Here is a 25,178-nt window from a genome sequence, read left to right as displayed (position 1 = left end):
CATGAAAAAGCCCGGCCTGGGCCGGGCTTCTTCACGTACGTGGCGCTCAGCCCCGACCGGGTACCGCGGCGCCAGTCGCCAGCTTGAGGCGGTAGCAGACCCAGATGAACAGCACCCACACCGGCATCGCGTACACCGACATCTGAATGCCCGGAATCAGCAGCATCACGCCGAGGATGAACAGCACGAAGGCCAGGCAGATGTAGTTGCTCAGCGGGAACCAGAAGGCCTTGAAGCTCGGCGCCACGCCCCTGGCCTGCATGGCCTTGCGGAACTTGATGTGGGTCAGGCTGATCATCGCCCAGTTGATCACCAGGGACGCCACCACCAGCGACATCAGCAGCTCCAGCGCGCCCTTCGGCGCCAGGTAGTTGACCACCACGCAGAGCAGGGTCACCGCCGCCGAAACACCGATGGCCAGCACCGGCACGCCGCGCCCGTTGACCTTCATCAGCGCCTTCGGCGCATCGCCCTGCTCGGCCAGGCCGTAGAGCATGCGGCTGTTGCAGTACACGCCACTGTTGTAGACCGACAGCGCGGCGGTGAGCACCACGAAGTTGAGGATATGCGCGGCGGTGTCGCTGCCGATCAGCGAGAAGATCTGCACGAAGGGGCTGCTGCCGTAGGCATCGCCACCGGCGGTGAGGGTCTGTACCAGGCTGTCCCAGGGGTACAGCGAGAGCAGCACGGTCAGCGCGCCGATGTAGAAGATCAGGATGCGGTAGACCACCTGGTTGATCGCCTTGGGGATCACCGTCTTCGGCTGGTCCGCTTCGGCGGCGGTGATGCCGACCAGCTCCAGGCCGCCGAAGCTGAACATGATGATCGCCATCATCATCACCAGGCCGCTGATGCCATTGGGGAAGAAACCGCCGTGGCTCCACAGGTTAGTGATGCTGGCCTGCTCGCCGCCGGCGCCACTGATCAGCAGGTAGCAACCGAGGACGATCATGCCGATGATCGCCGCCACCTTGATGATGGCGAACCAGAACTCGGTCTCGCCGAAGGCCTTGACGTTGACCAGGTTGATCGCGTTGATCAGCACGAAGAACGCCGCCGCCGTGGCCCAGGTGGGGATCCCCGGGTACCAGTACTGCACGTACTTGCCCACCGCGGTGAGCTCGGCCATGCCCACCAGCACGTAGAGCACCCAGTAGTTCCAGCCCGAGAGGAAGCCGGCGAACGGCCCCCAGTAGCTGTGGGCGAAGTGGCTGAAGGAACCGGCCACCGGCTCCTCGACGATCATCTCACCGAGCTGGCGCATGATCAGGAAGGCGATGAAACCGCCGATGGCATAGCCGAGGATCATCGACGGCCCGGCGCTCTGCAGCACCCCGGCGGAGCCGAGGAACAGGCCGGTGCCGATGGCGCCGCCGAGGGCGATCAGCTGGATATGGCGATTTTTCAGGCCGCGCTTGAGCGGGCCGGTGTGCAGATGTTCGGACATCAGCGGGCGCTCCGGAACGGGAAACGGGAAGGACGAATGCGTGGCATGGGCTCACCTGTCGGTCAATTCCGTGACGGAAACCCACGGGACTCGTGATCCTGCGGAATGCTCGCGGCTATTGGCCTGGGGATGCCAGGGCGGCATCCAGTCACGGAAACGCCGGGCAGTATATACAGCCCGGCAATTCCCCGGCCAGCCGGGCGACGGCGGCCCGGTTGCGCACCCTACGGGTCAAGCGGCCTCGTAGGTGCCCGCGGCCGGCGCGGCCTGCCTGGCCAGCTTCAGCCGGTAGCAGCCCCACATCAGCAGCAGCCATACCGGGATGGCGTAGACCGACACCTGGATGCCCGGGATCAGCAGCATCACGCCGAGGATGAACAGCACGAAGGCCAGGCACAGGTAGTTGCCGAAGGGGAACCAGAAGGCGCGGAAACTGCTGCGCACGCCCTGGCCATCCTGGTGGCGACGGAACTTCAGGTGCGAGTAGCTGATCATCGCCCAGTTGATCACCAGCGCCGCCACCACCAGCGACATCAGCAGCTCCAGAGCATTGTGCGGCATCAGGTAGTTGACCAGCACGGCCAGCACGGTGACCAGCGCCGAGACCACCAGGGCGCGCACCGGCACGCCACGCTTGTCGACCTTGGCCAGCGCCCTGGGCGCATCGCCCTGCTCGGCCAGGCCCACCAGCATGCGGCCGTTGCAGTAGGTGCCGCTGTTGTAAACCGACAGCGCGGCGGTGAGCACCACGAAGTTGAGGATATGCGCCGCGGTATCGCTACCGATCAGGGCGAAGATCTTCACGAACGGGCTGCCGCTGTAGGGGTCGCCGGCGCTGCTGATGCTCTGCAGCAGGGCATCCCAGGGACTCAGCGAGAGCAGCACCAGCAGGGCGCCGACGTAGAAGATCAGGATGCGCCAGATCACCTGGTTGATCGCCTTGGGGATCACCTGCTTCGGCTTCTGGGCTTCCGCCGCGGTGAAACCGAGCATCTCCAGGCCGCCGAAACTGAACATGATGAAGGCCATGGCCATCACCAGGCCGCCGACGCCGTTGGGGAAGAAGCCGCCATGGCTCCACAGGTTGGCCACGGTCGCCTGCTCGCCGCCGGAGCCGCTGAACAGCAGCCAGCAACCGAGCACGATCATGCCGACGATGGCCACCACCTTGATCATCGCGAACCAGAACTCGGCCTCGCCGAACAGCTTGACGTTGGCCAGGTTGACCGCATTGACCACCAGGAAGAACACCGCCGCGGTGGCCCAGGTCGGCACCTCCGGCCACCAGAAGTGGATGTACTTGCCGACCGCGGTCAGCTCCGACATGCCCACCAGGATGTACAGCACCCAGCAGTTCCAGCCCGACAGGAAACCGGCGAAACCGCCCCAGTACTTGTGCGCGAAGTGGCTGAAGGAGCCGGCGACCGGCTCCTCGACGATCATCTCGCCGAGCTGGCGCATGATCAGGAAGGCGATGAAGCCGCAGATGGCATAGCCGAGGATCATCGACGGCCCGGCGGACTTGAGTACCCCGGCGGAGCCGAGGAACAGCCCGGTGCCGATGGCGCCGCCGAGGGCGATCAGCTGGATGTGGCGATTCTTCAGGCCGCGCTGCAGCGTGCCCGAGGACTTGTGGTCAGTCATCGTTACGTCACCTTTTGTTTTTGTCTGTGACGGGGATCGAACCCGCCGCGCTTGTGGCACGGCGGAGCTAGGCAAGGTGGGTGGACCTTATTGCGCGTCGGGCTGCACCTCCGGTGCGGCGTTCTTGAACGCCTCCAGGGCTTCGCAGCGTGCCGCGATAGCAAGGATGCGCGGATAGCCGCTGAGGTCACAGGCGAAGCGCCGTGCGTTGTACAGCTGCGGGATCAGGCAGGCTTCCAGGTAGCCGGGGCGTTCGCCCAGCGACAGACGCCCGTCGAACACGGCCAGGCCCTGCTCCACCGCCGCCAGACCGCTGTCGACCCAGTGGCGGTACCAGGCATTCTTCGCCTCGTCGCTGGCGCCCAGTTCGCTGGACAGGTACTGCAGCACGCGCAGGTTGTTCAGCGGGTGGATGTCGCAGGCGATATGCAGGGCCAGGGCGCGCACCTGGGCGCGCAGGGCCGGGTCGGCCGGCAGCAGCGCCGGCACCGGGAACACCTCGTCGAGGTATTCGAGGATGGCCAGCGACTGGGCGATGCGCACCCCGCCATTGCCGGCGTCTACCAGCAGCGGCACCAGGCCCTGCGGGTTGAGCGCCAGGTAGTCGGCGCCGTGCTGCTGGCCGCCGTCCTTGACCAAGTGCACCGGCACCTGCCGATAGGCCAGGCCCTTGAGGCCCAAGGCGATGCGCACCCGGTAGGCGGCGCTGGAACGCCAGTAGCCGTAGAGCGTCAGCTCAGTGCTCATAGCGCTCCACCGCCTGGTCGATGGCGCCGAAGATGCTGTGGCCGGCGGCGTCGAACATCTCGATGCGCACGCGGTCGCCGAACTTGAGGAACGGCGTTTTTGCTTCTCCGCTCTCGACGATCTCCAGCATGCGTTTTTCCGCCAGGCAGGACGAGCCGGCGCTGCGGTCGTAGTTCGACACGGTGCCCGAGCCGATGATGCTGCCGCTGCCCAGCGGGCGGGTCTTGGCGGCATGGGCGACCAGGGTCGGGAAGTTGAAGGTCATGTCGGTGCCGGCATCCGGCTGGCCGAACAGCGCGCCGTTGATGTGCGAGACCAGCGGGCGGTGGACCTTGCCGTCCTTCCAGGCGTCGCCCAGCTCGTCCGGGGTCACCGCCACCGGCGAGAAGCTCGACGACGGCTTGCTCTGGTAGAAGCCGAAGCCCTTGGCCAGCTCGCCGGGGATCAGGTTGCGCAGCGACACGTCGTTGACCAGCAGCAGCAGCTGGATATGCCCGGCCGCCTCGGCCGCGCTGGCGCCCATCGGCACGTCGTCGGTGATCACCGCCAGCTCGGCTTCCAGGTCGATGCCCCAGGCCTCGTCGGCCAGGCGGATCGGGCTGTGCGGCGGGATGAAGCTGTCGGCGCCGCCCTGGTACATCAGCGGGTCGTGCCAGAAGGATTCCGGCATCTCGGCGCCACGCGCCTTGCGCACCAGCTCGACGTGGTTGACGTAGGCGCTGCCGTCGGCCCAGTGATAGGCGCGCGGCAGTGGGCTGTGGCAGGCCGCCTGGTCGAAGCAGAAGGCATCCGGCTCCAGGCCGTCGTTGAGGCGCTGGTAGACCGCCTCCAGCTTGGGCTTGCTCAGCGCCCAGTCGTCCAGGGCGGCCTGCAGGGTGGCGGCGATCTGCGGCACCTTGACCGCGCGGGTCAGGTCGCGGGAAACGACGAGGAGCACGCCGTCGCGGCCTTGGTTCAGAGAAGCGAGTTTCATCAGGATTCCTTGCCCGGCGCACGCCAGGAGTTCACGTATTCGGGGACGTCCACGCCGGCGGCGGCCTCGGCCACCTCCAGGGCGCGGCGGGTGTCGATCATCACCGCCACTTCCTCGGCGAAGGTCGCCGGGTCTTCCTGGGCCTTCTTCAGCGCCTTCGGGTGCGGGCCGTGGGGGAAGCCGCAGGGGTGGAAGGTGACCATCCCGGCCTCGATGTTGTCGCGGCTGAAGAAGTTGCCGCGGTGGTAGAACAGCACCTCGTCGTAGTCGTCGTTGTTGTGGAAGAACGGCACCTTCAGCGCGCCCGGATCGGACTCGATCGGCCGCGGGGTGAAGGTGCAGACGACGAAGCCATTGGCGACGAAGGTGGTGTGCGCCGACGGCGGCAGGTGGTAGCGGTGGCTCATCAGCGGGCGGATGTCGCGCCAGTTGAGGCGCACCACGGTGTTGTCGCCGTGCCAGCCGACCACGTCCAGCGGGTTGTACGGATAGGTCACCGTGCTGATCTGGCCGCGCCGCTTGATGCGGATCTGCCAGGGGGTTTCGTCCTGCTGGGCCTTGAAGGCGGCGTCCAGCCTGGGATGGTCGAGCACCGCCGGGTCGAAGATCGCCTGCGGGCCGAGCAGGCCCTTGTCCGGCAGCTGGTAGGCGCCATCGGTGTTCTCGATCAGCAGGAAGTGGCTCGGCGCCGTCGGTTCGATGCGCCAGGCGGTGCCGCGCGGGATCACCAGGTAGTCGCCGTCGCGGTATTGCAGGTGGCCGAAGTCGCAGTAGAAGTGCCCGGCGCCATCATGCACGAACAGCAGCTCGTCGCCGTCGCTGTTGCGCACCAGGTGGCGCATGGCGCCGTGGGTCTTCCACACGCGCAGCTTGACGTCGGCGTTGTGCAGGGTCAGCGGCGCCTCCAGCGGGCAGTCGCGCTCGCTGGCGATGCGGTTGAAGTTGAAGGCATGCGGGCGCAGCGGCCCCTGCCAGTCGACCCAGCCGGTGGGCGGGTGCTTGTGGTGCAGCTGGGTGACCGGGCCGAAGAAGCCCTCGCGGCCCATCTCGCGCTCGTAGGTGCCCTGCGGGAAGTCGCAGTGCGCCTGACGCGAGCACTCGCCTTCACGCAGGGGGAAACTGATCCAGTTACGGCTCATGGCGTAGCTCCAGATGTGTAGGGTGGATGGCCACCCCGTGTAAAACCGCGAAGCGTTTTCCACCGAATACTCGTGCTCTCTGGTGGATGTGAAAAACGACATCCACCCTACGATTCACTCCGCGGAAATCACGCCGCGCTTGATCTGGTCTTCCTCGATGGACTCGAACAGCGCCTTGAAGTTGCCTTCGCCGAAGCCCTGGTTGCCCTTGCGCTGGATGATCTCGAAGAAGATCGGCCCGATCACCGTGTGAGTGAAGATCTGCAGCAGGATGCCGTCGTCACCGGGCGCGCCGTCGATCAGGATGTTCAGCTCGCGCAGCACCTCGGTCGGCTCGCCATGGCCGGCCACGCGGCTGTCGACCTTGGCGTAGTAGGTGTCCGGGGTGCTGAGGAATTCCACGCCGTTGGCGCGCAGCTGGCGCACGGTGGCGTAGATGTCGTCGGTGCTCAGGGCGATGTGCTGGATGCCTTCGCCGTGGTACTCGCGGATGAATTCCTCGATCTGCGACTTGTCGTCGGCCGACTCGTTGATCGGGATGCGGATCTTGCCGCACGGCGCGGTCATGGCCCGCGACAGCAGGCCGGTGAGCTTGCCTTCGATGTCGAAGTAGCGGATCTCGCGGAAGTTGGCGATGCGCTCGTAGAAGCCGGACCAGACGTCCATCTGCCCACGCTTGACGTTGTGGGTCAGGTGGTCGATGGCCAGCAGGCCGACGGCGTGGTCGTTCGGCGTGCGGCCTTCGATGTACTCGAAGTCGACGTCGTAGATGGTCTTGTCGCCGTAGCGGTCGACCAGATACAGCAAGGAGCCGCCGATGCCCTCGACGCAGGGGATGTTCAGCTCGCCGAAGTTGGCGTGGCTGCCAACCAGCTTGGCGCCCTGGGCCTCGACATAGGCGGCGGCCTGGGCCGCGTTCTTCACCCGGAAAGCCATGGCGCAGGCGCTCGGCCCGTGCTTCAGGCCGAACTCGCGCACATGCCCGGTGGGGCTGCCGTTGAGCACGAAGTTGATGTCGTTCTGCTGGAACAGCCAGACTTCCTTGGAGCGGTGCTTGGCGGTTTCGGTGAAGCCCATGGCGGTGAACAGCTGGCGCAGCTGCTCGATGCCTTCCGGGGTCGGGGCGGTGTATTCGACGAACTCGAAGCCGTCGGTACCTATGGGGTTGTGCTGCTCGATCTTGGCCACGGCGTTCATCCGGCCTCCTCGTTGTTGTTGTAGGCATGCGCCCTGCCCTGCCGGCAGCGCGCTGTGGATAGCCCCATGACAACCCGCGGCCGGGGTGCGAACAAGCCGCCCCGAGGGCGCAGTAAGCCCGGCTGGTCGGCCGATCTGGCAAGTATTCCTGACAGCTGCCAAAAAGCCGGCCGACGGCCTGTTCCCCACCCGCCCGCGTAATGATTTGTTTACAGGGCGGTACGCCAGCCTGCCAGCGCCGCTGTCGCAGGGGCTGGAACGGGGTGGCGAATGGCTCGGCCGGCGGCGCCCGGGCCCTAGTCGGCCGGCACCGCCAGCTCCTGCGCCAGCGCCGCGGCAAGCACGGCGAAGGGCTGCGGCCGGGTGACCACGTAGCCCTGGGCGTAGTCGACGCCGATTTCGCGCAGGGCCTGGAGGATCTCCGCCGACTCGACGAACTCGGCGATGGTCAGCTTGCCCATGACATGGCCGATATGGTTGATCACCTCGACCATGACCCGATCGATGGGGTCTTCCAGCAGGTCGCGGACGAAGCTGCCGTCGATCTTCAGGTAGTCCACTGGCAGGTGCTTGAGATACATGAAGGACGACATGCCGGCGCAGAAATCGTCCAGCGAGAAGCGGCAACCCAGGCCCTTGAGCTCGCCGATGAAACGGGTGGCCTCGGCCAGGTTGGTGATCGCCGTGGTTTCGGTGATCTCGAAGCAGATCATCCGCGGCGGCACCGGCTGGCTGGCGAACTGCTCGCGGATGAAGTCGAGGAACTCGGCGTCGCCGATGCTCGTCCCCGACAGGTTGATGGCGCAGGTGGCGTTGTCCTGCAGGGCGCCGCTGGCCAGCTGCTCGGCCAGGGCCTGCAGGGTGCTGCGCAGCACCCAGCGATCGATCCTGTGCATCAGGCCGTAGCGCTCGGCCGCCGGGATGAAGCTGCCGGGTTCGATGAGCTGGCCGTCCTCGTCCTCCAGGCGCAGGAGGATTTCCATGTGCACGCCGCCCGGCTCCTCGCCCAGGGCGAGGATGCGCTGGGCATAGAGGCGGAAACGGTCTTCCTGCAGGGCCGAGTGGATGCGCTGCACCCAGCCCATCTCGCCGACCCGCTGGGACAGCTCGGAGTCGTCCGGCTGGTAGGCATGCACGCGGTTGCGGCCTTTTTCCTTGGCCGAGTAGCAGGCCATGTCGGCGGTGCGCAGCAGCGATTCCAGGCTGCTGTGGCCTTCGCTGATCTGCACCAGGCCGATGCTGACGCTGATCGCGAAGGGCCGCCCGCCCCAGACGAAGCGCAGGTCCTGCACCGACTGGCGCAAGGCCTCGGCAATCCGTTCGCTGGCCTCCGCCGGGCAGTTCTCCAGGATGATGCCGAACTCGTCGCCGCCCAGGCGGGCCAGGGTGTCGCCCTCGCGCAGGTGGTGCTGCAGCTCGCCGCAGACCTGGCGCAGCAGCTCGTCGCCAGCGGCGTGGCCGCTGGTGTCGTTGACCAGCTTGAACTGGTCCAGGTCGAGGTACATCAGCGCATGGCGGCGGTGCTCGTGCTGCAGGCGCTCCAGCAGCTGGGCCAGGCGGTATTCGAACTCGCGGCGGTTGACCAGGCCGGTCAGCGCATCGTGGCTGGCCTGCCAGGACAGGCTGGCGACGAACTGGCGCTCGCGGGTCATGTCGTGCAGCACCATCACCGCGCCACTCACCCGGCCTTCGCTGAGGATCGGCGTGCCGACCAGGTTGACCGCCACCGCACTGCCGTCCGGGCGCACGATCAGCTTGCTGTGGTCGCAGATGCTGCGGCTGTTGCCGGCCAGCAGCGCCTGCAGCAGCGGCTCGCTGGCGGCGCCGGGCTGCTCGTCGACTATCGAGAACAGCGCATCGAAGGCCTGACCGCGAGCCTGCTCGACCCGGCAGCCGGTGAGCTGCTCGGCGGTGGGGTTCATGTAGGCGATCAGGCCCTGGCGGTCGAGGCTGATCACCGCATCGCCGATCGCCGCCAGGGTCACCTGGGCGCGCAGTTTCTCGCGTTCCAGGGCGTGGTCGGCCCGTTGGCGCTGGTTCAGCAGCTTGCGCGTGCGCAGCAGCACCAGGCCGATCAGCAGGATGGCGACGAGCAGATTGAGGCCGATCAGCAGACGCAGCACCACCCGCGAGGCCTCGCCGAGAATGCTCGAGAAGGCCTCCGCCGCCGGCGTGGCACCGTCGTTGATCAGTTCGATACGCGCCTGCCAGTCGATCACCTGGCGCGAGCTTGGCTGGCCGCGGGCGACGCTGGCGTGCACCTCGGCGGCCAGCGCGGTCAGCTCGCCGATATAGCGGTCGCCCAGGGTCCACTGCTCGATGGCCTGGCGCAGGTAGCTGACGTTCTGGAAGTGGCGGAACAGCCAGATCATCGCCTCGACATCGTCCGGGTGGTTCTTGCCCTGCAGGATGCCGGCCCGCGCCGCGGGCAGATCGGGCGGGACCCGGCTCATCGCCAGGCGAAAGGCATGGTCGCCCAGCGGCACGGCTACCGCCTCGCGGTAGGCCTGGAAATGCTCGGGAAACTGGGTTTGCGCGTAGAGATCGAGATGGTGGATGGCATCCTTCAGGCCTTTCGACCACAGGCTCTCGCCGCCCACGTAGCCGCGCACGGCGGACAGCAGGTAGAGGCTGCCGCCGGCCAGCAACGACTGCAGCAGGACCACCACGACAAAGGGCCACACCAGCCGCAGCAGCTGGGAGGTGGCACGCCTGCGCCGGCCCCGGGTCTTCGCACTGATCAAATCCCTTTCTCCTGATCTGGGTGCGCGAGCAGCCGGAGCGACCTGCACACGAACGTCATGCCCTCGTGCCTGGGTGAGAACAACAAGGCGCCCGCAGCTCTACGCCCAAGAGGTACTGGCGTACTTTTCAGGTATAGATGGCTTTCTTGCTGAGCGACAGGTCAGGAGTGGTTCACAGGCGCGAAAGTTTCCAAGCCGGCAGGCGCGGCTTAGCCCGGCAACCAAGGGGTAGCACCCAGTGCTTGGACGGTGCTTGCCGCGCGCACCGCAGGCCTGTGCGTGCTCAGCGGTGCGCGCGGCGCTCCTAGAAGAACTCAGCGGCGGCGGAACAGCGGCCGCGGCTCGATCACCGAGCGGCCATAGAGCACGCTCATGCCGGCCAGGCCCTTGAGCGCGTCCTGCGCCGACTTGTCGGCGCGCACGGCAAAGCTGTCGAAACCGCACTGGCGCATATGGCTGAGCTGGTCGCGCAGCACATCGCCCACCGCACGCAGCTCGCCGCCCCAGCCCAGGCGCGTGCGCAGCAGGTAGGCCTGGCTGTAGCCGCGGCCGTCGCGGAAAGTCGGGAAGTCCACGGCGATCAGCGGCAAGTGCGGCAGCCACTCGCGCAGGCTCTCGGCATCATCGTCGGGCGCCAGCCACAGGCCCTGCGCCGGGTCGCGGCGCTGCCGCCACTGCGCCAGCGGCACAATCAGCGGCCCTGCCCCGGCCGGCTCCAGCTCCTCGCGCAGCAGCTGCCAGGGATCGTCGTCAACCAGCCGCGCCGCGCCATCCACCAGCCTGATCAGGTTGTTCATGCCGGCACCTCCTGCTGGCGGTAGACCCGCTGCTTGAACGGTTCCAGGCCGATGCGCGCCACGCAGTCGACGAAGGGCTCGCCCACCGCGCGCTGCTGCAGGTAGACCTCGATCAGGCCCTCGATCACCGCCGGCACCTCGTCGGCGCCGAACGCCGGGCCGATCACCTTGCCCAGCGCGGCGCCGTGGCCCTGGGCGCCGCCGAGGGTGATCTGGTACCACTCGCTGCCGTTCTTATCCACGCCGAGGATGCCGATGTTGCCGATGTGGTGATGGCCGCAGGCGTTCATGCAGCCGGAGATGTTCAGGCTCAGCTCGCCTATGTCGTGCAGGTAGTCGAGGTCCTCGAAACGCTGCTGGATGGCCTGGGCGATGGGGATCGACTTGGCGTTGGCCAGCGCGCAGTAGTCGCCGCCCGGGCAGGCGATGATATCGCTGAGCAGGCCGATGTTTGGCGTGGCCAGGCCCGCTGCCGTAGCCAGCTGCCAGAGGTGATACAGGTCGCTCTGGCGCACATCCGGCAGCACCAGGTTCTGCTCATGGGCCACGCGGATTTCGCCGAAACCGAAAGCCTCGGCCCAGTCGGCCACCGCGTCCATCTGCGCAGCGGTGATATCACCCGGCGGCAACGCCGCACCCGGTTTGCTCGACAGCACCACGCTGGCGTAGCCCGGCACCTTGTGCAGGCGTACGTTGCGCGACAGCCAGCGGGCGAAGTGCGGGTCATGCAGCTGCTCGCCCGCTTGCACGCCACCGTCGGCCAGCGCGGCGTAGGCTGGCGGCTGGAAGTGTGCAGCCACGCGCTGGTATTCCTCGGCGGTGAGTTCGGCCGGACCATCCTTGATCGTCGCCCACTCCTCCTCCACCTCACGGGCAAAGGCCTCGATGCCCAAGGCCTTGACCAGAATCTTAATGCGCGCCTTGTACTTGTTGTCGCGCCGGCCGTGGCGGTTGTATACGCGCAGGATGGCCTCGACGTAGCTCAGGGTGTGGCGCCACGCCAGGCCCTCGCGGATTTGCACGCCGATGATCGGCGTGCGCCCCAGGCCGCCGCCGACCAGCACGCGCAGCAGCAACTCGCCGCTGGCGTCGCGGTACAGCTGCAGGCCGATATCGTGCACCTGCACCGCCGCGCGGTCCTCGGCCGCCGCGCACAGGGCGATCTTGAACTTGCGCGGCAGGAACAGGAATTCCGGGTTGACCGTCGACCACTGGCGGAGGATTTCCGCCAGCGGGCGCGGGTCGAGCAGCTCGTCGGCGGCGACCCCGGCGAAGGCCTCGGTGGTGACGTTGCGCACGCAGTTGCCGGAGGTCTGGATGGCATGCATCTGCACCGCCGCCAGCTGTTCGAGGATGTCCGGCACCTGTTCCAGTTCGATCCAGTTGAACTGCATGTTCTGCCGCGTGGTCAGGTGGCCGTAGCCACGGTCGTACTCGCGGGCGATCCGTGCCAGGGTACGCAGCTGCTGGGCCGAGAGCGTGCCGTAGGGAATCGCCACGCGCAGCATGTAGGCATGCTTCTGCAGGTACAGGCCGTTCTGCAGGCGCAGCGGCAGGAACTCCTCCTCGCTCAGCTCATCGCTCAGGCGCCGCTGCACCTGGTCACGAAACTGGGCAACCCGCTCGCGCACCAGCGCGTGGTCGTAGTCGTCGTACTGATACATTCCGCCACCTCGTCAGCCACCCGCAAGGCGGGTTCAAGAGGAGCAGACTATGGCCTGGCAAGGCGCAAACAGAACAGACTCAGATTGGCGATGAAAATACGGAGCAGATGCCGTGAGGCGGCTCTACGGCGTATGAAACAGAGTGGCATAGCGCTAATGGATCAGGTATCAGCCGAGAGTCGCGGCAGGCGAGCACCCAAAAAAATCGACACGGCAGAACGCCCCAGCACGCTGAACGTACTGGGGCGCTTGATCGTGCAGCGGGTTACTTGAGCTTGGCTTTCAGCGCGGCAGCGGCTTGCTGCATGGCGCTTTGCGTGGCTGGGATCTGGCTGATCACGTTGAGCAAACCGAAGTCGTGGATCATGCCGTTGTAGCGCACGGAGGTCACCTTGACCCCGGCTGCATCCAGCTTGCGCGCATAGGCCTCCCCTTCGTCACGCAATACGTCGAACTCGGCGGTCTGCACCAGGGTGTCCGGCAAGCCTTGCAGCTGTTCTACCGATGCCTGCAGCGGCGAGGCGTAGATCTCGGCGCGCTGTTTCGGATCCGTGGTGTAGTTGTTCCAGAACCACTGCATCAGGCTCTTGCTGAGGAAGTGGCCCTCGGCAAACTGGTTGTAGGAGGCATTGTTGAAGTTGGCGTCGGTTACCGGCCACAGCAACAGCTGGAACTTGATCGCCGGGGTGCCTTTGTCCTTGGCCAGCAGGCTGACCACTGCGGCCATGTTGCCGCCTACGCTGTTGCCGGCGACTGCCAGACGCTTGCCATCAACCCCAATCTGCGCGCCGTTCTGCGCCACCCATTGGGTTGCCGCGTAGGCCTGGTTGATGGCGGTCGGGTATGTGGCTTCCGGTGACGGGGTGTAATCGACATACACCGCCGCAGCGCCAGAGCCCACCACCAGGTCTCGGATCAGGCGTTCGTGGGTCTGATAGTCACCGAGTACCCAGCCGCCGCCGTGAAAGAACATGAAGACCGGCAGCGTGCCCTTGGCATCGGCTGGACGGACCACTTTGAGCTGGATCGACTGGCCACCGGCCTCGATGGTCTTGTCGACCACCTTGATGCCGGATACATCAACCTTGACCCCAGCCTGCGCACCGACCAATACGGCGCGGGCGTCTTGGGGCGTCATCTGTTCCAACGGCGTGCCACCGCCAGCGGCGAGGGCATTGAGGAAACCTTGAGTGGTGGTTTCCACTCCGGGACTACCGGCAGCGAAGGCGCTGTTGACCGCGAGAGCCAGCAGGCCGGAAACAAGAATACGGGTCATGGTATTGCTCCTTGAATGAGATCGTGGCGATTCAGATCGGGATAGGCCCCATGGGCGTTCTCAGCGGGACAACGGCTGATCACGCCGTGACGAGCGCCTGACCTTGGGGGCTGGGCCATGGGGCGCTAAAGGCCCCATGGCTGGGCGTTAACCCCAGGATCAGTTGGCGGTTTGTTCGGCAGCTTCAATGATCAAGGCCGCGACTTTCTCTGGGTTGGAGGTCATCACCACATGCGAGGCTCCAGGGACAGTCACGGTTTTCTTCGACCCGGCGCGCTCTGCCATGAACTTCAGCGCGGCTTCCGGAATGTTCTTGTCTGCCGAGCCATAGATGAACCAGGACGGCAGTTGCTTCCAGGCCGGATCGCCTGAGGCTTCATGCAGGGCGTGTTCGGTAATGGGGCGTTGGCTTGCCGCCATCAGCGCCGCTTCGGGCGCGGCGACATCGGCCGCAAACTGCTGGGCGAACTTACCCTGCTGGATGTACAGGTCCTTGTTGCCGTCCTGCAAGGTCACAGGCGCGCCCAGGGTTGGCCCCAGGGTGCTGCCGGGGTAACGGCCAGACAGTTCGACGGCAGTCTCGCCTTTGTCGGGGGCGAATGCGGCGACATACACCAAGGCCTTCACGTTCGGGTTGTCCTGCACGGCATTGGAGATGACCGAGCCGCCATAGGAGTGGCCGACGAGAATTACCGGGCCGTTGGTGTGCTCGACGATACTGGCCACGTAGTCAGCATCGAACTTGACCCCGCGCAGCGGGTTCGCGGCGGCTATTACCGGGTAACCCTGGGCCAACAGTTGCGTGGCGACCCCGTTCCAGCTGGCGGACTCGGCAAATGCGCCATGCACCAGTACAACTGTTGGCTTGTCGCCGGCGCTTTGCCCTGCAAGGGCGGACCCCATTACGCCCAGGGCCAGGGCGGTGCTGGCAATGGCGGTTTTAATCAGCGGGAAAGTACGCAAGGTGAACTCCTTTCTCTGAATCAGATTGATGCTGCGGCAGGCCGAAAGCTGATCTGCATTTCTGCATGGGTGCTCGGACAGGCTGCGGGTTTGTCAGGCTCAGCACCGGGCTTGCGGTGCTGGGCCTGAGCAGTGAGGCCGAGGCTTAGTCGAGCAGCGTCAGGGTGACGTCGATATTGCCGCGGGTGGCGTTGGAGTACGGGCAAACGATGTGCGCACGGTCGATCAAGGTCTGCGCTTGCTCGCGGTCCATGCCCGGCAGGCTGATGCGCAGTTCGACTTCGATGCCGAAACCGTTGGGGATAGCGCCGATGCCCACGACACCTTCGATCGAGGCGTCGGCTGGCATCGCCAGCTTGTCGCGGCCAGCGACGAACTTCATCGCGCCGATAAAGCAGGCCGAGTAGCCCGCCGCGAACAGCTGCTCCGGGTTGGTGCCCTGGCCACCGGCACCGCCGAGTTCTTTCGGAGTGGTCAGGGCGACGTCGAGCACGCCGTCGGAGGAGATGGCACGGCCGTCACGGCCGCCGGTGGCTTCTGCATAGGCACGGTAAGCAATGGTTTGAATCGACATGGTGGTAATCCTCTTGAGCTGTTTGGCTGGGTTTGTTTAGAGCGTTGCGGTGTCCACTGGCGATCAACCTTCGTGGCTGATCAACCAGTGCGGGTAAAGGCCTTTGCCGTCTGCCTGGCTGTCGTCAGCCAGAACCGGGGCGGAAAGAACAACAAGGGCGGTGAAGGCAATCAGGGTTTTCATTACGGTTCTCCACGACTCTCGGGGTTGTTGGATCAGGTGCAGATAACTGCCGGTCTCCGTTGCGACTTCGCGCCAATATTTTGCGCGCTAATCAGTTCTACGGAGCGAACTCTAGTACCAATAAATTTAGCGCGCAAGATATATTTCTAAAAATTTAGCGATAAGCGCTGCCCTACTCAGGCATAAGCGAGGAATGACGGGCTGTTGCGCGTTGTTTGCGAGCGGGGCGGCGGGGCGAAATCGTTGAGCGGCGCGGGAATTAACGCTTAAGGGTGATATGGCCGGCGAGGCTGCCGGCGCGGGCGACCGGCTCGTCGCCCGGGTGCTTACACGGCCTGTTGCAGGCTGCTGCGCAGAGCGACCAGTTCAGCCTTGAGGGCGCCGAGTTCCGCAGCAGATTGCTGGGTAGCGGTGAGAATGCAGCCGGGGATGCGCTTGGCCTGCTCGCGCAGATCGCGGCCCTTATCGGTGAGAAACAGCTCGACCACACGCTCGTCGACACTGCTGCGAGTGCGCTTGAGCAAGCCCTCAGCCTCCAGGCGCTTGAGCAATGGGGTGACGGAGCCGGGGTCGGTCAACAGGCGGCTGCTGATATCGCCTACGGTGATGCCATCCCCTTCCCAGAGCACCATCATCGCCAGGTACTGCGGGTAGGTCAGGCCCAGTTCCTGCAGCAGCGGCTTGTAGACCTTGGTCAACAGCAGCGAAGTCGAATACAGGGCAAAGCACAGCTGGTTATCGAGCAGCAGTTCGGCGCAAGGGTCTTGCGTGGCCATGGCGTTCTCCAGCAGCACAGGACAGTTGCCGATAATTTATCGCGCCAACTACTGTTATGCCAATTGAATGCACCCTGCGTGGCTTCCACTCAGGCCAGGATTTGACAGCGGCTCTAGGCGCCTACGGGAAAGCGCCGAGGCCTGTTGCGCCATTTCGGCCCGGCGTTTGGCTGTGCTGAGTCAAATGCACAAAAGATATGCTCAGGATGGTGGTGCCAGCCTGAGCACATCAGAACATCAAGCATGCAGCAAGGCATCCAGTTCGCCCTTGCGCTCAAGGCCAGCCAGATCGTCAAAACCACCGACATGCCTGTCGCCAATGAATATCTGCGGGACAGTTCTGCGCTTGGAGCGCTGCAGCATTTCCGCGAGACGCTGGGGTGAGGTCTCAACGTCAATTTCGACCGCCTTAACCCCCTTGCGCGACAGCAGACTTTTTGCGTTGAGGCAGTACGGGCAATGCTGCGTGGTGTAAATGGTCACTTGGCTCATGGTGATGGCCCTCTCAGTGTGCCGACGGTGGGAAGTCGATATCGGTGGCAGCGATGTTGTTCAGGTAATTGGTCAGGGTTAACAGCGCCACCTGGGCGACCACTTCAACGATCTTGCCATCGGCAAGGCCGGCTTCGTGCGCAGCGGCTATCTGAGCATCAGTCAATTGGCCGCGGCTCTCGGTGATCTGCCGGGTCAGCGTGGCAATTGCGCTCAGCTTGCCTGAGCGGGCCTGGCGAATGTCTTCCTCGCCCAAACCGCTCTTCGCACCGAAGAACGAGTGGGCCGCGATGCAGTAGTCGCAGCCGTTGACTTGCGAGGTCGCCAGCGCTGCAACTTCGCGTTCGGCAGCGCTCAGTGAGCTCTTGCCCAGGGCTTGCGCCAGAGCCAGATAGCCAGTCAATGCAGCCGGTGCATGCGCCAATGTCTTAAAGGCATTGGGAATAAATCCGAGACCCTTCTGGATGCCTTCGAGGGAAGCGCGTGAGCCAGCGGGTGCCTGTTCCAGAGTGAGAGCGGCGATACGAGTCATGGGTGTTCTCCAGTAGGTTGAGCAACGAGCTTGTCGATCAAGCTTGGAACTCATATTAGGGACCACGACTTTATTTTCGGCTTCAGATCGTCGATGTTATGCAACAGATCGTCTAAATCGAGCCTGCAATGGACCGTCTATCCACACTGCTTAAACACTTCAACCTGCATGCCGCCACATTCCACCAGGGCGGTTTTTGTGGCACCACTGACCTCTACGGCCACGGCAGCTACGGCCACGTGCACTTATTGCGCTCGGGACGCCTGACCTTCAGGGATAAGCGCAATCAGCTCATCGAATTGGCAGAGCCGAGCCTGGTGCTCGTGGCTCGCCCGCAACAACATCAGCTGGTGGCAACAGAGGTCGACGAAGCCCAATTGGTATGTGCCACCTTATTGTTCGATGGCGGTGCCGATAACCCGCTGACCCTTGCCTTGCCGGACTACATCGTCAAACCCCTGGGTGAACTGCCGGGTCTCACGGCCAACCTCGACTGGTTGTTTGAAGAAGCCTTCAGCGACGAATGTGGCCGTGATGTCGTCCTCAACCGATTGTTCGAGCTGATGGTGATCCAGCTCCTTCGACACATGATGGCGAACCAAAGCCTGCCTACGGGGATGATGGCAGGGCTGGCTGATGTGCGGCTGGCACGCGCCATTACCCTGATGCACGACACTCCGGCAAAACCCTGGTCGGTGGGTGAATTAGCAAGCGCAGCAAACATGTCGCGCGCGAGCTTTGCAGCCCAGTTCCGCAAGGTAGTGGGGAAAACCCCGGCAGATTATTTGCTCAGCTGGAGGGTCAGCCTGGCCCAGAAACGACTTCGGGAAGGACGTCCCATTGGGCTGATCGCCGACGAAGTGGGCTATGAAAGCCCTTCGGCATTAGCCAGGGCATTTCGTCGCAAGGTTGGAGCGAGCCCACGAGAGTGGCTTCAACAGTAGCTTATGTGTAATGGACGTTGCTCAGGTCAATCGACACGAGCAATTCCGTCTCGATAGCCCGCCCCTTGGCATCACGTCGATAAGCCCGGCGCTTGCTCGGCATAAGCAGCCCGCCGGACTCCACATAGTCATGAACGTATTGGGCCGCCGGAATCGCACCGCTCACATCGACGGAATAATCATGTCGGCGCAACAGGAAGTCATCGCCGAAATAGAAATCCTGCACCTCGCAATGAGTCGCGACGTCAGCGGGAAAGCGAACCCGTAAACGCCGCCACGTTGCTGTTTCTTCCTGCCAGGGCTCGATTTCTTCGGTGCTGACGCCCGGCATGGAAAACAGAAAGGGCATGGTCAGGTAGGACCACAGCGCATAACCATTGAAGTAGGCGCGATGCAGGGGATCCCAGGGCGTCGTTTCATCGTGCCCTGCAAACGCGACTCTCGGATCGAGGCGCTCTGCAACCACCTGCCCTTCTACCGTCTCGATAGCAATACGCCCGGGGCAGTAAGCCGTCCGCTGATTGGGCGCACCGAAAGGCATCACCGAAGCGCGCTGCTCATGCAGCCAGACCAGCATCTGGCGCGACACGTTGTCCTGCTTCAGCCCCTTCATGCCCCACAGAGAACCACCGCTCGTGATGCTGGCCTCCACACGGCTGAATTGGCGCCAGCGGTCGAGCCCGCCGTGGGCCTCCAGTACCTGATCCAGCAATTCGGATATCTGCTTGCTCACCTTATTACCCTCTTTCGGATGCTGTTTGCCCGAGGACCGCCTTGACTCGAGCGGCGATAAGATTGCAGTGCGTCTCCAGGGCGAAGTGCCCGGTCTCCAATAGCTCAACCACCGCGTGCGGAACATCACGCGCGAACGCCTGCGCACCGGCAGGCAGAAAGAACGGATCGTTGCGCCCCCAAATGACCAGGACCGGAAAGTTGCTATTGCGCAGCCAGGCCTGGAAAACCGGGTACTGCTTTAGGTTTTTGGCATAGTCCAGGATCAGATCGAGCTGAATGTCTTTATTGCCAGGCCGCTCAAGCAGGGTGTTGTCGAGCAGGATGGCTTCCGGAGCGATCAACTCGGGTTCAGAAACGCCAGTGAGGTATTGCCAACGTGTGGCATCGGCACTCAACAGCGCGTCGCGAATGGCCTGTCGATTAGCGGCTGACGGATCGGCCCAGTAAGCGCGCACCGGCGCCCAGGCTTCGCTGAGCCCTTCCTCGTAGGCATTGGCGTTTTGCGAAACCAGGCCGACTATCCGCTGCGGCTGCAACAGCGCCAAACGCAGCCCTATGGGGGCGCCATAGTCGAACAGGTAAAGCGCATAGCGCTGCAGCCCCAACCCCTCGGTGAATGCGGCCATGGTGTCGGCGATCTGTTCGAAGCTGTAGACATAGCTGCGTTCGACGGGAACCTGGGTAAAGCCGAAGCCGGGGAAGTCTGGGGCAATGACATGGAAGTGCTCGGCCAAGAGCGGCAGCAGATGGCGAAACTGATACGAGGACGTCGGGAATCCATGCAGCAAAAGCAAGGTCGGCAAACCGCGTTGCCCAGCCTCGCGATAGAAAATGCTTACACCATCGACTTCGGCGTAACGATGCCGCACGACTGTCGGGGCACAGGAAGCTACTTCGTTCATGGTCAATCTCCCGAGCGGGTCTTGCAGTGCAGGCGCTTCTGGCATTCGCCACGGCTGAATTAAAGGCCCAGCTCCGAAAGCCCGGCATGCTCATCCGGGCGGCGGCCCAGGGGCCAGTGGAACTTGCGCTCCGCTTCACGGATCGGCAGGTCGTTGATGCAGGCATAACGATTCACCATCAGCCCATCGGCACCGAACTCCCAGTTCTCGTTGCCGTAGGAGCGGAACCAGTTACCCGAGTCATCTCGCCACTCATAGGCATAGCGCACGGCAATTCGGTTATCCGTGAATGCCCACAGCTCCTTGATCAGGCGGTAGTCGAGTTCCTTCGACCATTTGCGCTCCAGGAAAGCGCGCGCCTGGTCACGCCCCTCAACAAACTCGGCACGGTTGCGCCAGCGCGTATTTGGGCTATAGGCCTGAGCAACCTTCGCGGCGTCACGGGTATTCCAGCCGTCCTCGGCCAGTCGGACTTTCTGCAGGGCTGTTTCGCGGGTAAACGGCGGCAAGGGTGGGCGAATTTCAGTCTTCGTTGACATTCCGGCACCTCATTCAGTGATTCGTGAATCGGCCTCGAATGACAGGCGACGCATAACAGGTCACCCGCAGCGCAATTTTATGTTCAGCCGCGGCGATAGCGCGGCGCCACCGACTGACGGGAAAGGTTGGGCATCAGCTTCTGCCGTGCCGCTTCATAGGCCTGCCAATCGGCAAGATCCGGTAGCGAAGGAATGGTGAACAGCTCGTCCTGATCGAAACCGGCCAGCGCCGCATCCACAAGGTCCGCAGGCTGCATCACGATCTGGCTCGGCAGGGCCTCTACCGGCGTGCCGGCGACCGTCCAGAATTCAGTGGCGATAGCCCCCGGGACGACGGCCTGGATGCGAATCCCTTTGCCTGCCAGTTCGTGATGCAGGGATTGGCTGAAGGCCAGTACGAATGCCTTCGTGCCGCCATACACACCATTCAGAATCTCGGGGGCGATGCCCACAATCGAGGCAATGTTGATGATCGCGCCGCCTCCACGCGCCACCAATCCCGGCGCGACGGCATAGGCCAGGCGGGTCAATGCCGTCACGTTCAGCTCGATCATCCGGGTCATCGCCTCGACATCCGCATCGAGCAGTGGAGCGGTCGCGCCGACACCCGCGTTGTTGACCAGCAGCGAGATCTGCTCGTTGCTGCGCAATAGCTGCTCGACAAGGGCCAGACCCTCCTTGTCGCCCAGATCGGCGACCAGCACCTGAACGCGGCGCCCGGTCTGCTCGACCAGCCGTTGCGCCAGTCCTTCCAGGCGCTCTCGCGAACGCGCCACAAGAATCAGGTCATGCCCGCGCCTGACCAGCCGCTCGGCGTAGAGCGCCCCGATACCGGATGATGCACCGGTGATCAGGGCGGTTCCATGGGAAGTCTGAGTGGTCATAGCCGTTTCTCCTGGGAAGTCTCGAAGGTGGATGAAGCGAAGTCTTGCCAGGAGAATAACCAGCCTTGATCGCGTCTTAAATGTCATATATACGTCTTTTTAAGACGAAACTGAAACGGGTCTCGCGGACAGATGCATAGGGTAGGTGTGGTCGTTTTCCCCAACTTTCAGGTCATGAGCCTGGCAATTGTCTCGGCCTTCGAAATGGCCAATATCACCCTGGGCGAGGCGTTCTATGACATTCGCCTGCTATCGGAGAAGGGAGGAGCGATTCGTACCTCGGCCGGCTTTGCGGTTGAAACGCAAGCCTTCGGGAGAATGGCGCTGGATACGGTCGTCGTCAGCGCCGCGACCTATATCCAGCCGGCATCACCGGGACTGCTGGACTTTGTCCGCCAATCAGTCGAGACCTCACGGCGAGTCGCAGCCCCTTGCACCGGGGCCTTTACCCTGGCCGAAGCTGGTGTCCTGGACGGCCGCCAGGCCACCACGCACTGGTTCTTTGCCCGCGATCTACAAAAGCGCTTCCCGGCAGTCAGCCTGCAGGAGGACCGAATCTTCATCGTCGATGGCAATGTCTGGACATCGGCCGGCATGACCGCAGTCATCGATCTGGCGCTGGCGATGATCGAACAGGACCTCGGCCCCGAAGTCGCTCGGGGCGTAGCCAAGAGCCTGGTCGTTTACCATCGCCGTGCCGGGGGACAATCCCAGTTCTCGGCCCTGTCGAAGCTGAGGCCGAAGTCAGACCGCATCCAGCAGGCGCTGGATTACGCCAAGAAGAATCTGCAGAGCCGGCTTTCAGTGGACGAGCTCGCCGAGGCCGCCAACCTAAGCACCCGCCAGTTCAGCCGAGCCTTCAGCGCCGAAACGGGTCAGTCGCCCGCCAAGGCGGTCGAGAGCCTGCGCCTCGAAGCAGCTCGCCTGCTTATCGAGAAAGGCCGTTTGTCGATGGATCGGATCGCCGTGGAAACCGGTTTTGTTGACCGCGAGAGAATGCGTAAGGCATTCCTCAGAGCATTCGGTCAACCGCCGCAGATGCTCAGGCGCGCTTCCAGAATCGACCTGTAAATGCGGAGTATGCGCAAAGCCTTGATCTTCAAGCTTGATCAACGTGCGCAAGCACTATCGGTGTGATGCCCTTTATCGCGTTGTGAGCGGGGATGAAACGAAGCGGTCGCCCTCGACATTCGTCTGCGAGGGCAACCGCGGAAACGCAAGTGGCTAAGTTACCGCCGATTGCACGCCTGGCTGTAACTACAGCAGGAATGGGTTAGAGCAACTCGATGACCGTCTTGCCTTTGCCTTGACCTTGCGCGACCTGACTAAACGCCTCGTTGACCTCATGCAACGCAAAGTGGCGCTGATCGACTCTGATCTTCAGTTGCCCGGCGTCGGCCAGCGCGGCGGCCTCGCGCAGGATCGCGCCGTGGTGTTCGCGCCCTTTTCCGCTGAGCAACGGCGCCAGGGTGAATACGCCTGAGTAGGTAGCACTCTTAAACGACAGCGGCGCGAGGCTGTGCTGCCCCCAGCCCAGGCAGCTGAGCACATGCCCGGTGTAGGCCTTCACCGACTTGAACGATGCGTCCAGCGTGCTGCCGCCAACGGTGTCATAGACGATGTCGAAGCCCTCGCCTGCCGTATAGCGCTCGACATAGCTGTCCACGCTTTGCGCCTGATAGTCGATAGCCGTCGCCCCCAGCGAGCGAATGAAGTCGAGACTGTCCGCCGAACCGGTGGCGAAGACTTCAGCACCGCGGGCCTTGGCCAGTTGCACGGCCACCTGGCCGACCCCACCCGCACCGCCATGAATCAGCACGCGCTGACCCGCGCGGACATGGGCATGATCCTCCAGGCCTTCCCAGGCCGTGATGAACACCAGCGGCAATGCTGCCGCTTCGCGCATGCTCATGGTCTGCGGCTTGGGCGCGATCAACCGGGCATCGACAGCAATGTATTCGGCCATGGCGCCCTGGGCACCACCAATCCCGCCGGCCATGCCGAAGACCTCGTCACCCGGCGCGAAGCCTTCGACCGCCTCGCCTACTTCGATGACCGTCCCGGCCAGATCCAGGCCGAGCACAGCGGGCAATTCCTGGCGGGCGTGGGCCGCCGCGCCAGCGGCAATCTTGGTATCGAGTGGGTTGACGCCAGCCGCATGGACCTTGACCAACACTTGCCCCGTGCCGAGTGTGGGACGAGCGATATGACGCAAGGCGAGTGGGGCCTGGGCGGACTCAGCGATGGCAGCAAGCATGGTGTTTTTCATGGCGGAAACCTCTGATTAGGTGGACGCTTTCAGGTTGCCGCATCCACAGCATTCCGATAAGAAGCTAAATTTGCATATGACTAATTCCTGGAAAAGGCCTAATCCCTGATGGATCTGTTCGACAGCATGCGCACCTTTGTACGGGTGGTAGAGCGCGGCTCGTTTTCCGCAGTGGCTCGCGAGCTGAACGTGGGACAGCCGGCCGTGAGCAAGCAGATACGCGCCCTGGAGCAACATCTTGGTGGGCCGCTATTCGCCCGCAGTACCCGCCAGCTGTCCCTGACCGACCAGGGGCAAGGGTTTTACAGCCACTGCCAGGAAATCCTCGGCAGCCTCGAGATCGCCACGCGCAGCTTCGCCAGTGGCCAGGAACAGATTGCCGGCCCTCTGCGAATAGCCGCCCCCGTCAGTTACGGGAGGCTGTGCATTGCGCCTCTGCTCATGGGGTTTCTGCAGCGCTACCCCGATGTGCGGATTGACCTGCGCCTGAGCGATCACAACGAAGACCTGCTCAAGGAAAATATAGACCTGGCCATCCGTATTGGCGTGGTGAAGCACGAGGGGCTGGTGGCCGTGCCGCTCGGCGCCAGCGTACGGCGGGTGTATGCCGCGCCCGAGTACCTGCAACGTCACGGTGAGCCACGTGAGCCGGCGGCACTCAGAGGCCACAACTGCATCGGCTTCACCTTGCTCGAGCACTACAACACCTGGCACTTCAAAGGCGCGGCAGGTGAGTTGGATATTTCCATCAACGGCAATGTCACCAGCAACAGCAGCGAAGCCATCCGTGAAATGGTCCTCGGCGGACTGGGTATTTCCCTGTCTCCCGAGTGGCTGTTCGCCGCCGATGTCGAACAGGGTAAGGTGGCCATCGTGCTTGGTGATTACCAGGCGGCTGCGCTGCCGGTGAGCGCCGTACTCAGCCGTGAACGGCGACGCTCGGCGCGGACGATGGCCTTTGTCGACTTTCTCCGCACGCACCTATAGGTTCACCAGACGGTGCTGGGAGACGCCGCCACGAGCAGCCCGGGTTCATTGCAGGCGTTCACTCCAGATCGGCGTCGATGCGCACGATCAGCCCGTCAGGGTTGACGGCGATTTGCAGCAGGCCGATCTCGTGGCCGAAATCTCCGGTGAAGTCGACCCGCACGCTGGCACGGTTGGCACCGAGAGGCTTGAGCGACAGCAGGCGAGTCACCGTGTGATAGCCGATGAAGTACTGCTCTACATAAGTGCGAATGCCCGCATGGCCGTCGAAACGATGCCCGGTGGACGGGTCATCGATCACCGCATCCGGCGTGAACAGTTTCACAACACCCTCGACGTCGAATGCATTGGTTGCGCCGATCAGGGCATCGGCGGCCCTGTGCAGGTTGTCTTCGTGCGTGGTCATCGCATCGGCTCCCGTGCTGCCTGGTTTGTGTAGATGAACATGAAGCTGCAGCCACATGGGGCCCAGGCCGGCGCCGCGCAATGCTCGAGATCGGAATGAAACGGGGCAACCCGCTCGCGCACCAGTGCTTGGTCGTACTGATACATGCCGCCACCTCGTCCACCACCCACCCTGCGGGTTCAAGGGGGAGGAATATGGCGTGGCGTGGCGCGAACAGACCAGACTCAGATTGCTGGCAAAAATACGGAGCAGATCGCAGGTGGATCGCTCGGGCGCAGCAGCGCAGACGTGCATATCGGCTGCAATCGGCCGATTCTGTTGAAAAAGTAGGTTCAGCGGCAGCCGGCCGGTCGGATGTACCTGC

At 63.8% G+C, this 25,178-nt stretch carries 24 protein-coding genes; 3 read left to right on the top strand and 21 right to left on the bottom strand.

Annotated elements, in window-relative coordinates; all coding sequences use genetic code 11:
* Positions 1–46: 46 nt before the first annotated feature.
* The 15 genes from F3I62_RS14665 to F3I62_RS14595 all read right to left on the bottom strand — a co-directional run bounded on the left by F3I62_RS14665 (position 47) and on the right by F3I62_RS14595 (position 17,148).
* Positions 47–1,450, bottom strand: coding sequence for an amino acid permease (locus tag F3I62_RS14665; protein ID WP_160490514.1), 1,404 nt, complete (start codon positions 1,448–1,450; stop codon positions 47–49).
* A gap of 228 nt (positions 1,451–1,678) precedes the next feature.
* Positions 1,679–3,091: an amino acid permease gene (locus F3I62_RS14660; protein ID WP_160490384.1), complete on the bottom strand. Its 1,413-nt coding sequence runs from the start codon at positions 3,089–3,091 to the stop codon at positions 1,679–1,681.
* A gap of 87 nt (positions 3,092–3,178) precedes the next feature.
* Positions 3,179–3,838, bottom strand: coding sequence for a maleylacetoacetate isomerase (gene maiA, locus F3I62_RS14655; protein WP_160490383.1), 660 nt, complete (start codon positions 3,836–3,838; stop codon positions 3,179–3,181).
* Positions 3,828–4,811, bottom strand: coding sequence for a fumarylacetoacetate hydrolase family protein (locus tag F3I62_RS14650; RefSeq protein ID WP_160490382.1), 984 nt, complete (start codon positions 4,809–4,811; stop codon positions 3,828–3,830). Before F3I62_RS14650 ends, maiA begins: the two co-directional genes overlap by 11 nt.
* Complete coding sequence (locus F3I62_RS14645; RefSeq protein WP_160490381.1) at positions 4,811–5,950, bottom strand: homogentisate 1,2-dioxygenase; 1,140 nt, start codon at positions 5,948–5,950, stop codon at positions 4,811–4,813. Before F3I62_RS14645 ends, F3I62_RS14650 begins: the two co-directional genes overlap by 1 nt.
* Before the next feature lie 114 nt (positions 5,951–6,064).
* Complete coding sequence (hppD, locus tag F3I62_RS14640) at positions 6,065–7,147, bottom strand: 4-hydroxyphenylpyruvate dioxygenase (protein ID WP_160490380.1); 1,083 nt, start codon at positions 7,145–7,147, stop codon at positions 6,065–6,067.
* A 296-nt stretch (positions 7,148–7,443) separates the two neighbouring features.
* Positions 7,444–9,891, bottom strand: coding sequence for an EAL domain-containing protein (locus tag F3I62_RS14635; protein ID WP_218572889.1), 2,448 nt, complete (start codon positions 9,889–9,891; stop codon positions 7,444–7,446).
* A gap of 314 nt (positions 9,892–10,205) precedes the next feature.
* On the bottom strand, positions 10,206–10,688 hold the full coding sequence (locus F3I62_RS14630; RefSeq protein WP_160490379.1) for a DUF934 domain-containing protein: 483 nt from the start codon (positions 10,686–10,688) through the stop codon (positions 10,206–10,208).
* Positions 10,685–12,352 (bottom strand): nitrite/sulfite reductase, encoded by a 1,668-nt coding sequence (locus tag F3I62_RS14625; RefSeq protein WP_160490378.1) that lies wholly within the window; start codon positions 12,350–12,352, stop codon positions 10,685–10,687. The genes F3I62_RS14630 and F3I62_RS14625 overlap by 4 nt, the downstream gene beginning before the upstream one ends.
* A 265-nt stretch (positions 12,353–12,617) precedes the next feature.
* A complete protein-coding gene (locus F3I62_RS14620) occupies positions 12,618–13,628 on the bottom strand; it encodes an alpha/beta hydrolase (RefSeq protein ID WP_160490377.1) in 1,011 nt (336 codons plus the stop codon).
* Positions 13,629–13,787: 159 nt separating this feature from the next.
* Positions 13,788–14,531, bottom strand: coding sequence for an alpha/beta fold hydrolase (locus F3I62_RS14615; protein ID WP_160490512.1), 744 nt, complete (start codon positions 14,529–14,531; stop codon positions 13,788–13,790).
* A 205-nt stretch (positions 14,532–14,736) separates the two neighbouring features.
* Positions 14,737–15,165 carry an organic hydroperoxide resistance protein gene (locus F3I62_RS14610; protein WP_160490376.1) on the bottom strand — a complete coding sequence of 143 codons (429 nt, stop codon included), beginning with the start codon at positions 15,163–15,165 and terminating at the stop codon, positions 14,737–14,739.
* Between the two features lie 509 nt (positions 15,166–15,674).
* The gene (locus F3I62_RS14605; protein ID WP_160490375.1) at positions 15,675–16,124 is read right to left on the bottom strand and encodes a MarR family winged helix-turn-helix transcriptional regulator; all 450 of its coding nucleotides are present in this window, start codon (positions 16,122–16,124) and stop codon (positions 15,675–15,677) included.
* Between the two features lie 237 nt (positions 16,125–16,361).
* A complete protein-coding gene (gene grxC / locus F3I62_RS14600; protein ID WP_160490374.1) occupies positions 16,362–16,616 on the bottom strand; it encodes a glutaredoxin 3 in 255 nt (84 codons plus the stop codon).
* Between the two features lie 13 nt (positions 16,617–16,629).
* The gene (locus F3I62_RS14595) at positions 16,630–17,148 is read right to left on the bottom strand and encodes a carboxymuconolactone decarboxylase family protein (RefSeq protein WP_160490373.1); all 519 of its coding nucleotides are present in this window, start codon (positions 17,146–17,148) and stop codon (positions 16,630–16,632) included.
* Between the two features lie 128 nt (positions 17,149–17,276).
* Between F3I62_RS14595 and F3I62_RS14590 the strand changes: the two genes are divergently transcribed.
* Positions 17,277–18,092 (top strand): AraC family transcriptional regulator, encoded by an 816-nt coding sequence (locus F3I62_RS14590; protein ID WP_160490372.1) that lies wholly within the window; start codon positions 17,277–17,279, stop codon positions 18,090–18,092.
* A 1-nt stretch (position 18,093) separates the two neighbouring features.
* Here F3I62_RS14590 and F3I62_RS14585 read toward each other — a convergent pair whose 3' ends face one another.
* The 4 genes from F3I62_RS14585 to F3I62_RS14570 form a co-directional block, all read right to left on the bottom strand.
* Positions 18,094–18,825, bottom strand: a complete 732-nt coding sequence (locus F3I62_RS14585) for a hypothetical protein (RefSeq protein WP_160490371.1) — start codon at positions 18,823–18,825, stop codon at positions 18,094–18,096.
* Between the two features lie 4 nt (positions 18,826–18,829).
* On the bottom strand, positions 18,830–19,729 hold the full coding sequence (locus F3I62_RS14580; protein ID WP_160490370.1) for an alpha/beta fold hydrolase: 900 nt from the start codon (positions 19,727–19,729) through the stop codon (positions 18,830–18,832).
* Between the two features lie 59 nt (positions 19,730–19,788).
* The gene (locus tag F3I62_RS14575) at positions 19,789–20,268 is read right to left on the bottom strand and encodes a nuclear transport factor 2 family protein (protein ID WP_160490369.1); all 480 of its coding nucleotides are present in this window, start codon (positions 20,266–20,268) and stop codon (positions 19,789–19,791) included.
* A gap of 83 nt (positions 20,269–20,351) precedes the next feature.
* Entirely contained in the window at positions 20,352–21,152 is an 801-nt protein-coding gene (locus tag F3I62_RS14570) for an SDR family oxidoreductase (RefSeq protein ID WP_160490368.1), read from the bottom strand.
* Between the two features lie 132 nt (positions 21,153–21,284).
* Between F3I62_RS14570 and F3I62_RS14565 the strand changes: the two genes are divergently transcribed.
* Positions 21,285–22,223 (top strand): GlxA family transcriptional regulator, encoded by a 939-nt coding sequence (locus F3I62_RS14565; protein ID WP_160490367.1) that lies wholly within the window; start codon positions 21,285–21,287, stop codon positions 22,221–22,223.
* Positions 22,224–22,425: 202 nt separating this feature from the next.
* Here F3I62_RS14565 and F3I62_RS14560 read toward each other — a convergent pair whose 3' ends face one another.
* Complete coding sequence (locus F3I62_RS14560; protein WP_160490366.1) at positions 22,426–23,421, bottom strand: zinc-dependent alcohol dehydrogenase family protein; 996 nt, start codon at positions 23,419–23,421, stop codon at positions 22,426–22,428.
* 108 nt (positions 23,422–23,529) lie between these two features.
* Between F3I62_RS14560 and F3I62_RS14555 the strand changes: the two genes are divergently transcribed.
* Positions 23,530–24,408, top strand: a complete 879-nt coding sequence (locus F3I62_RS14555; RefSeq protein WP_160490365.1) for a LysR family transcriptional regulator — start codon at positions 23,530–23,532, stop codon at positions 24,406–24,408.
* 58 nt (positions 24,409–24,466) lie between these two features.
* On the opposite strand, the gene F3I62_RS14550 is transcribed toward F3I62_RS14555, so the two are convergent.
* Entirely contained in the window at positions 24,467–24,814 is a 348-nt protein-coding gene (locus F3I62_RS14550; RefSeq protein WP_160490364.1) for a nuclear transport factor 2 family protein, read from the bottom strand.
* Between the last annotated feature and the right edge of the window lie 364 nt (positions 24,815–25,178).

It is taken from the genome of Pseudomonas sp. R-28-1W-6 (genome assembly GCF_009799925.1).
GTDB lineage: Bacteria > Pseudomonadota > Gammaproteobacteria > Pseudomonadales > Pseudomonadaceae > Aquipseudomonas.
This window is presented reverse-complemented; position numbering and strand designations above follow the sequence as displayed.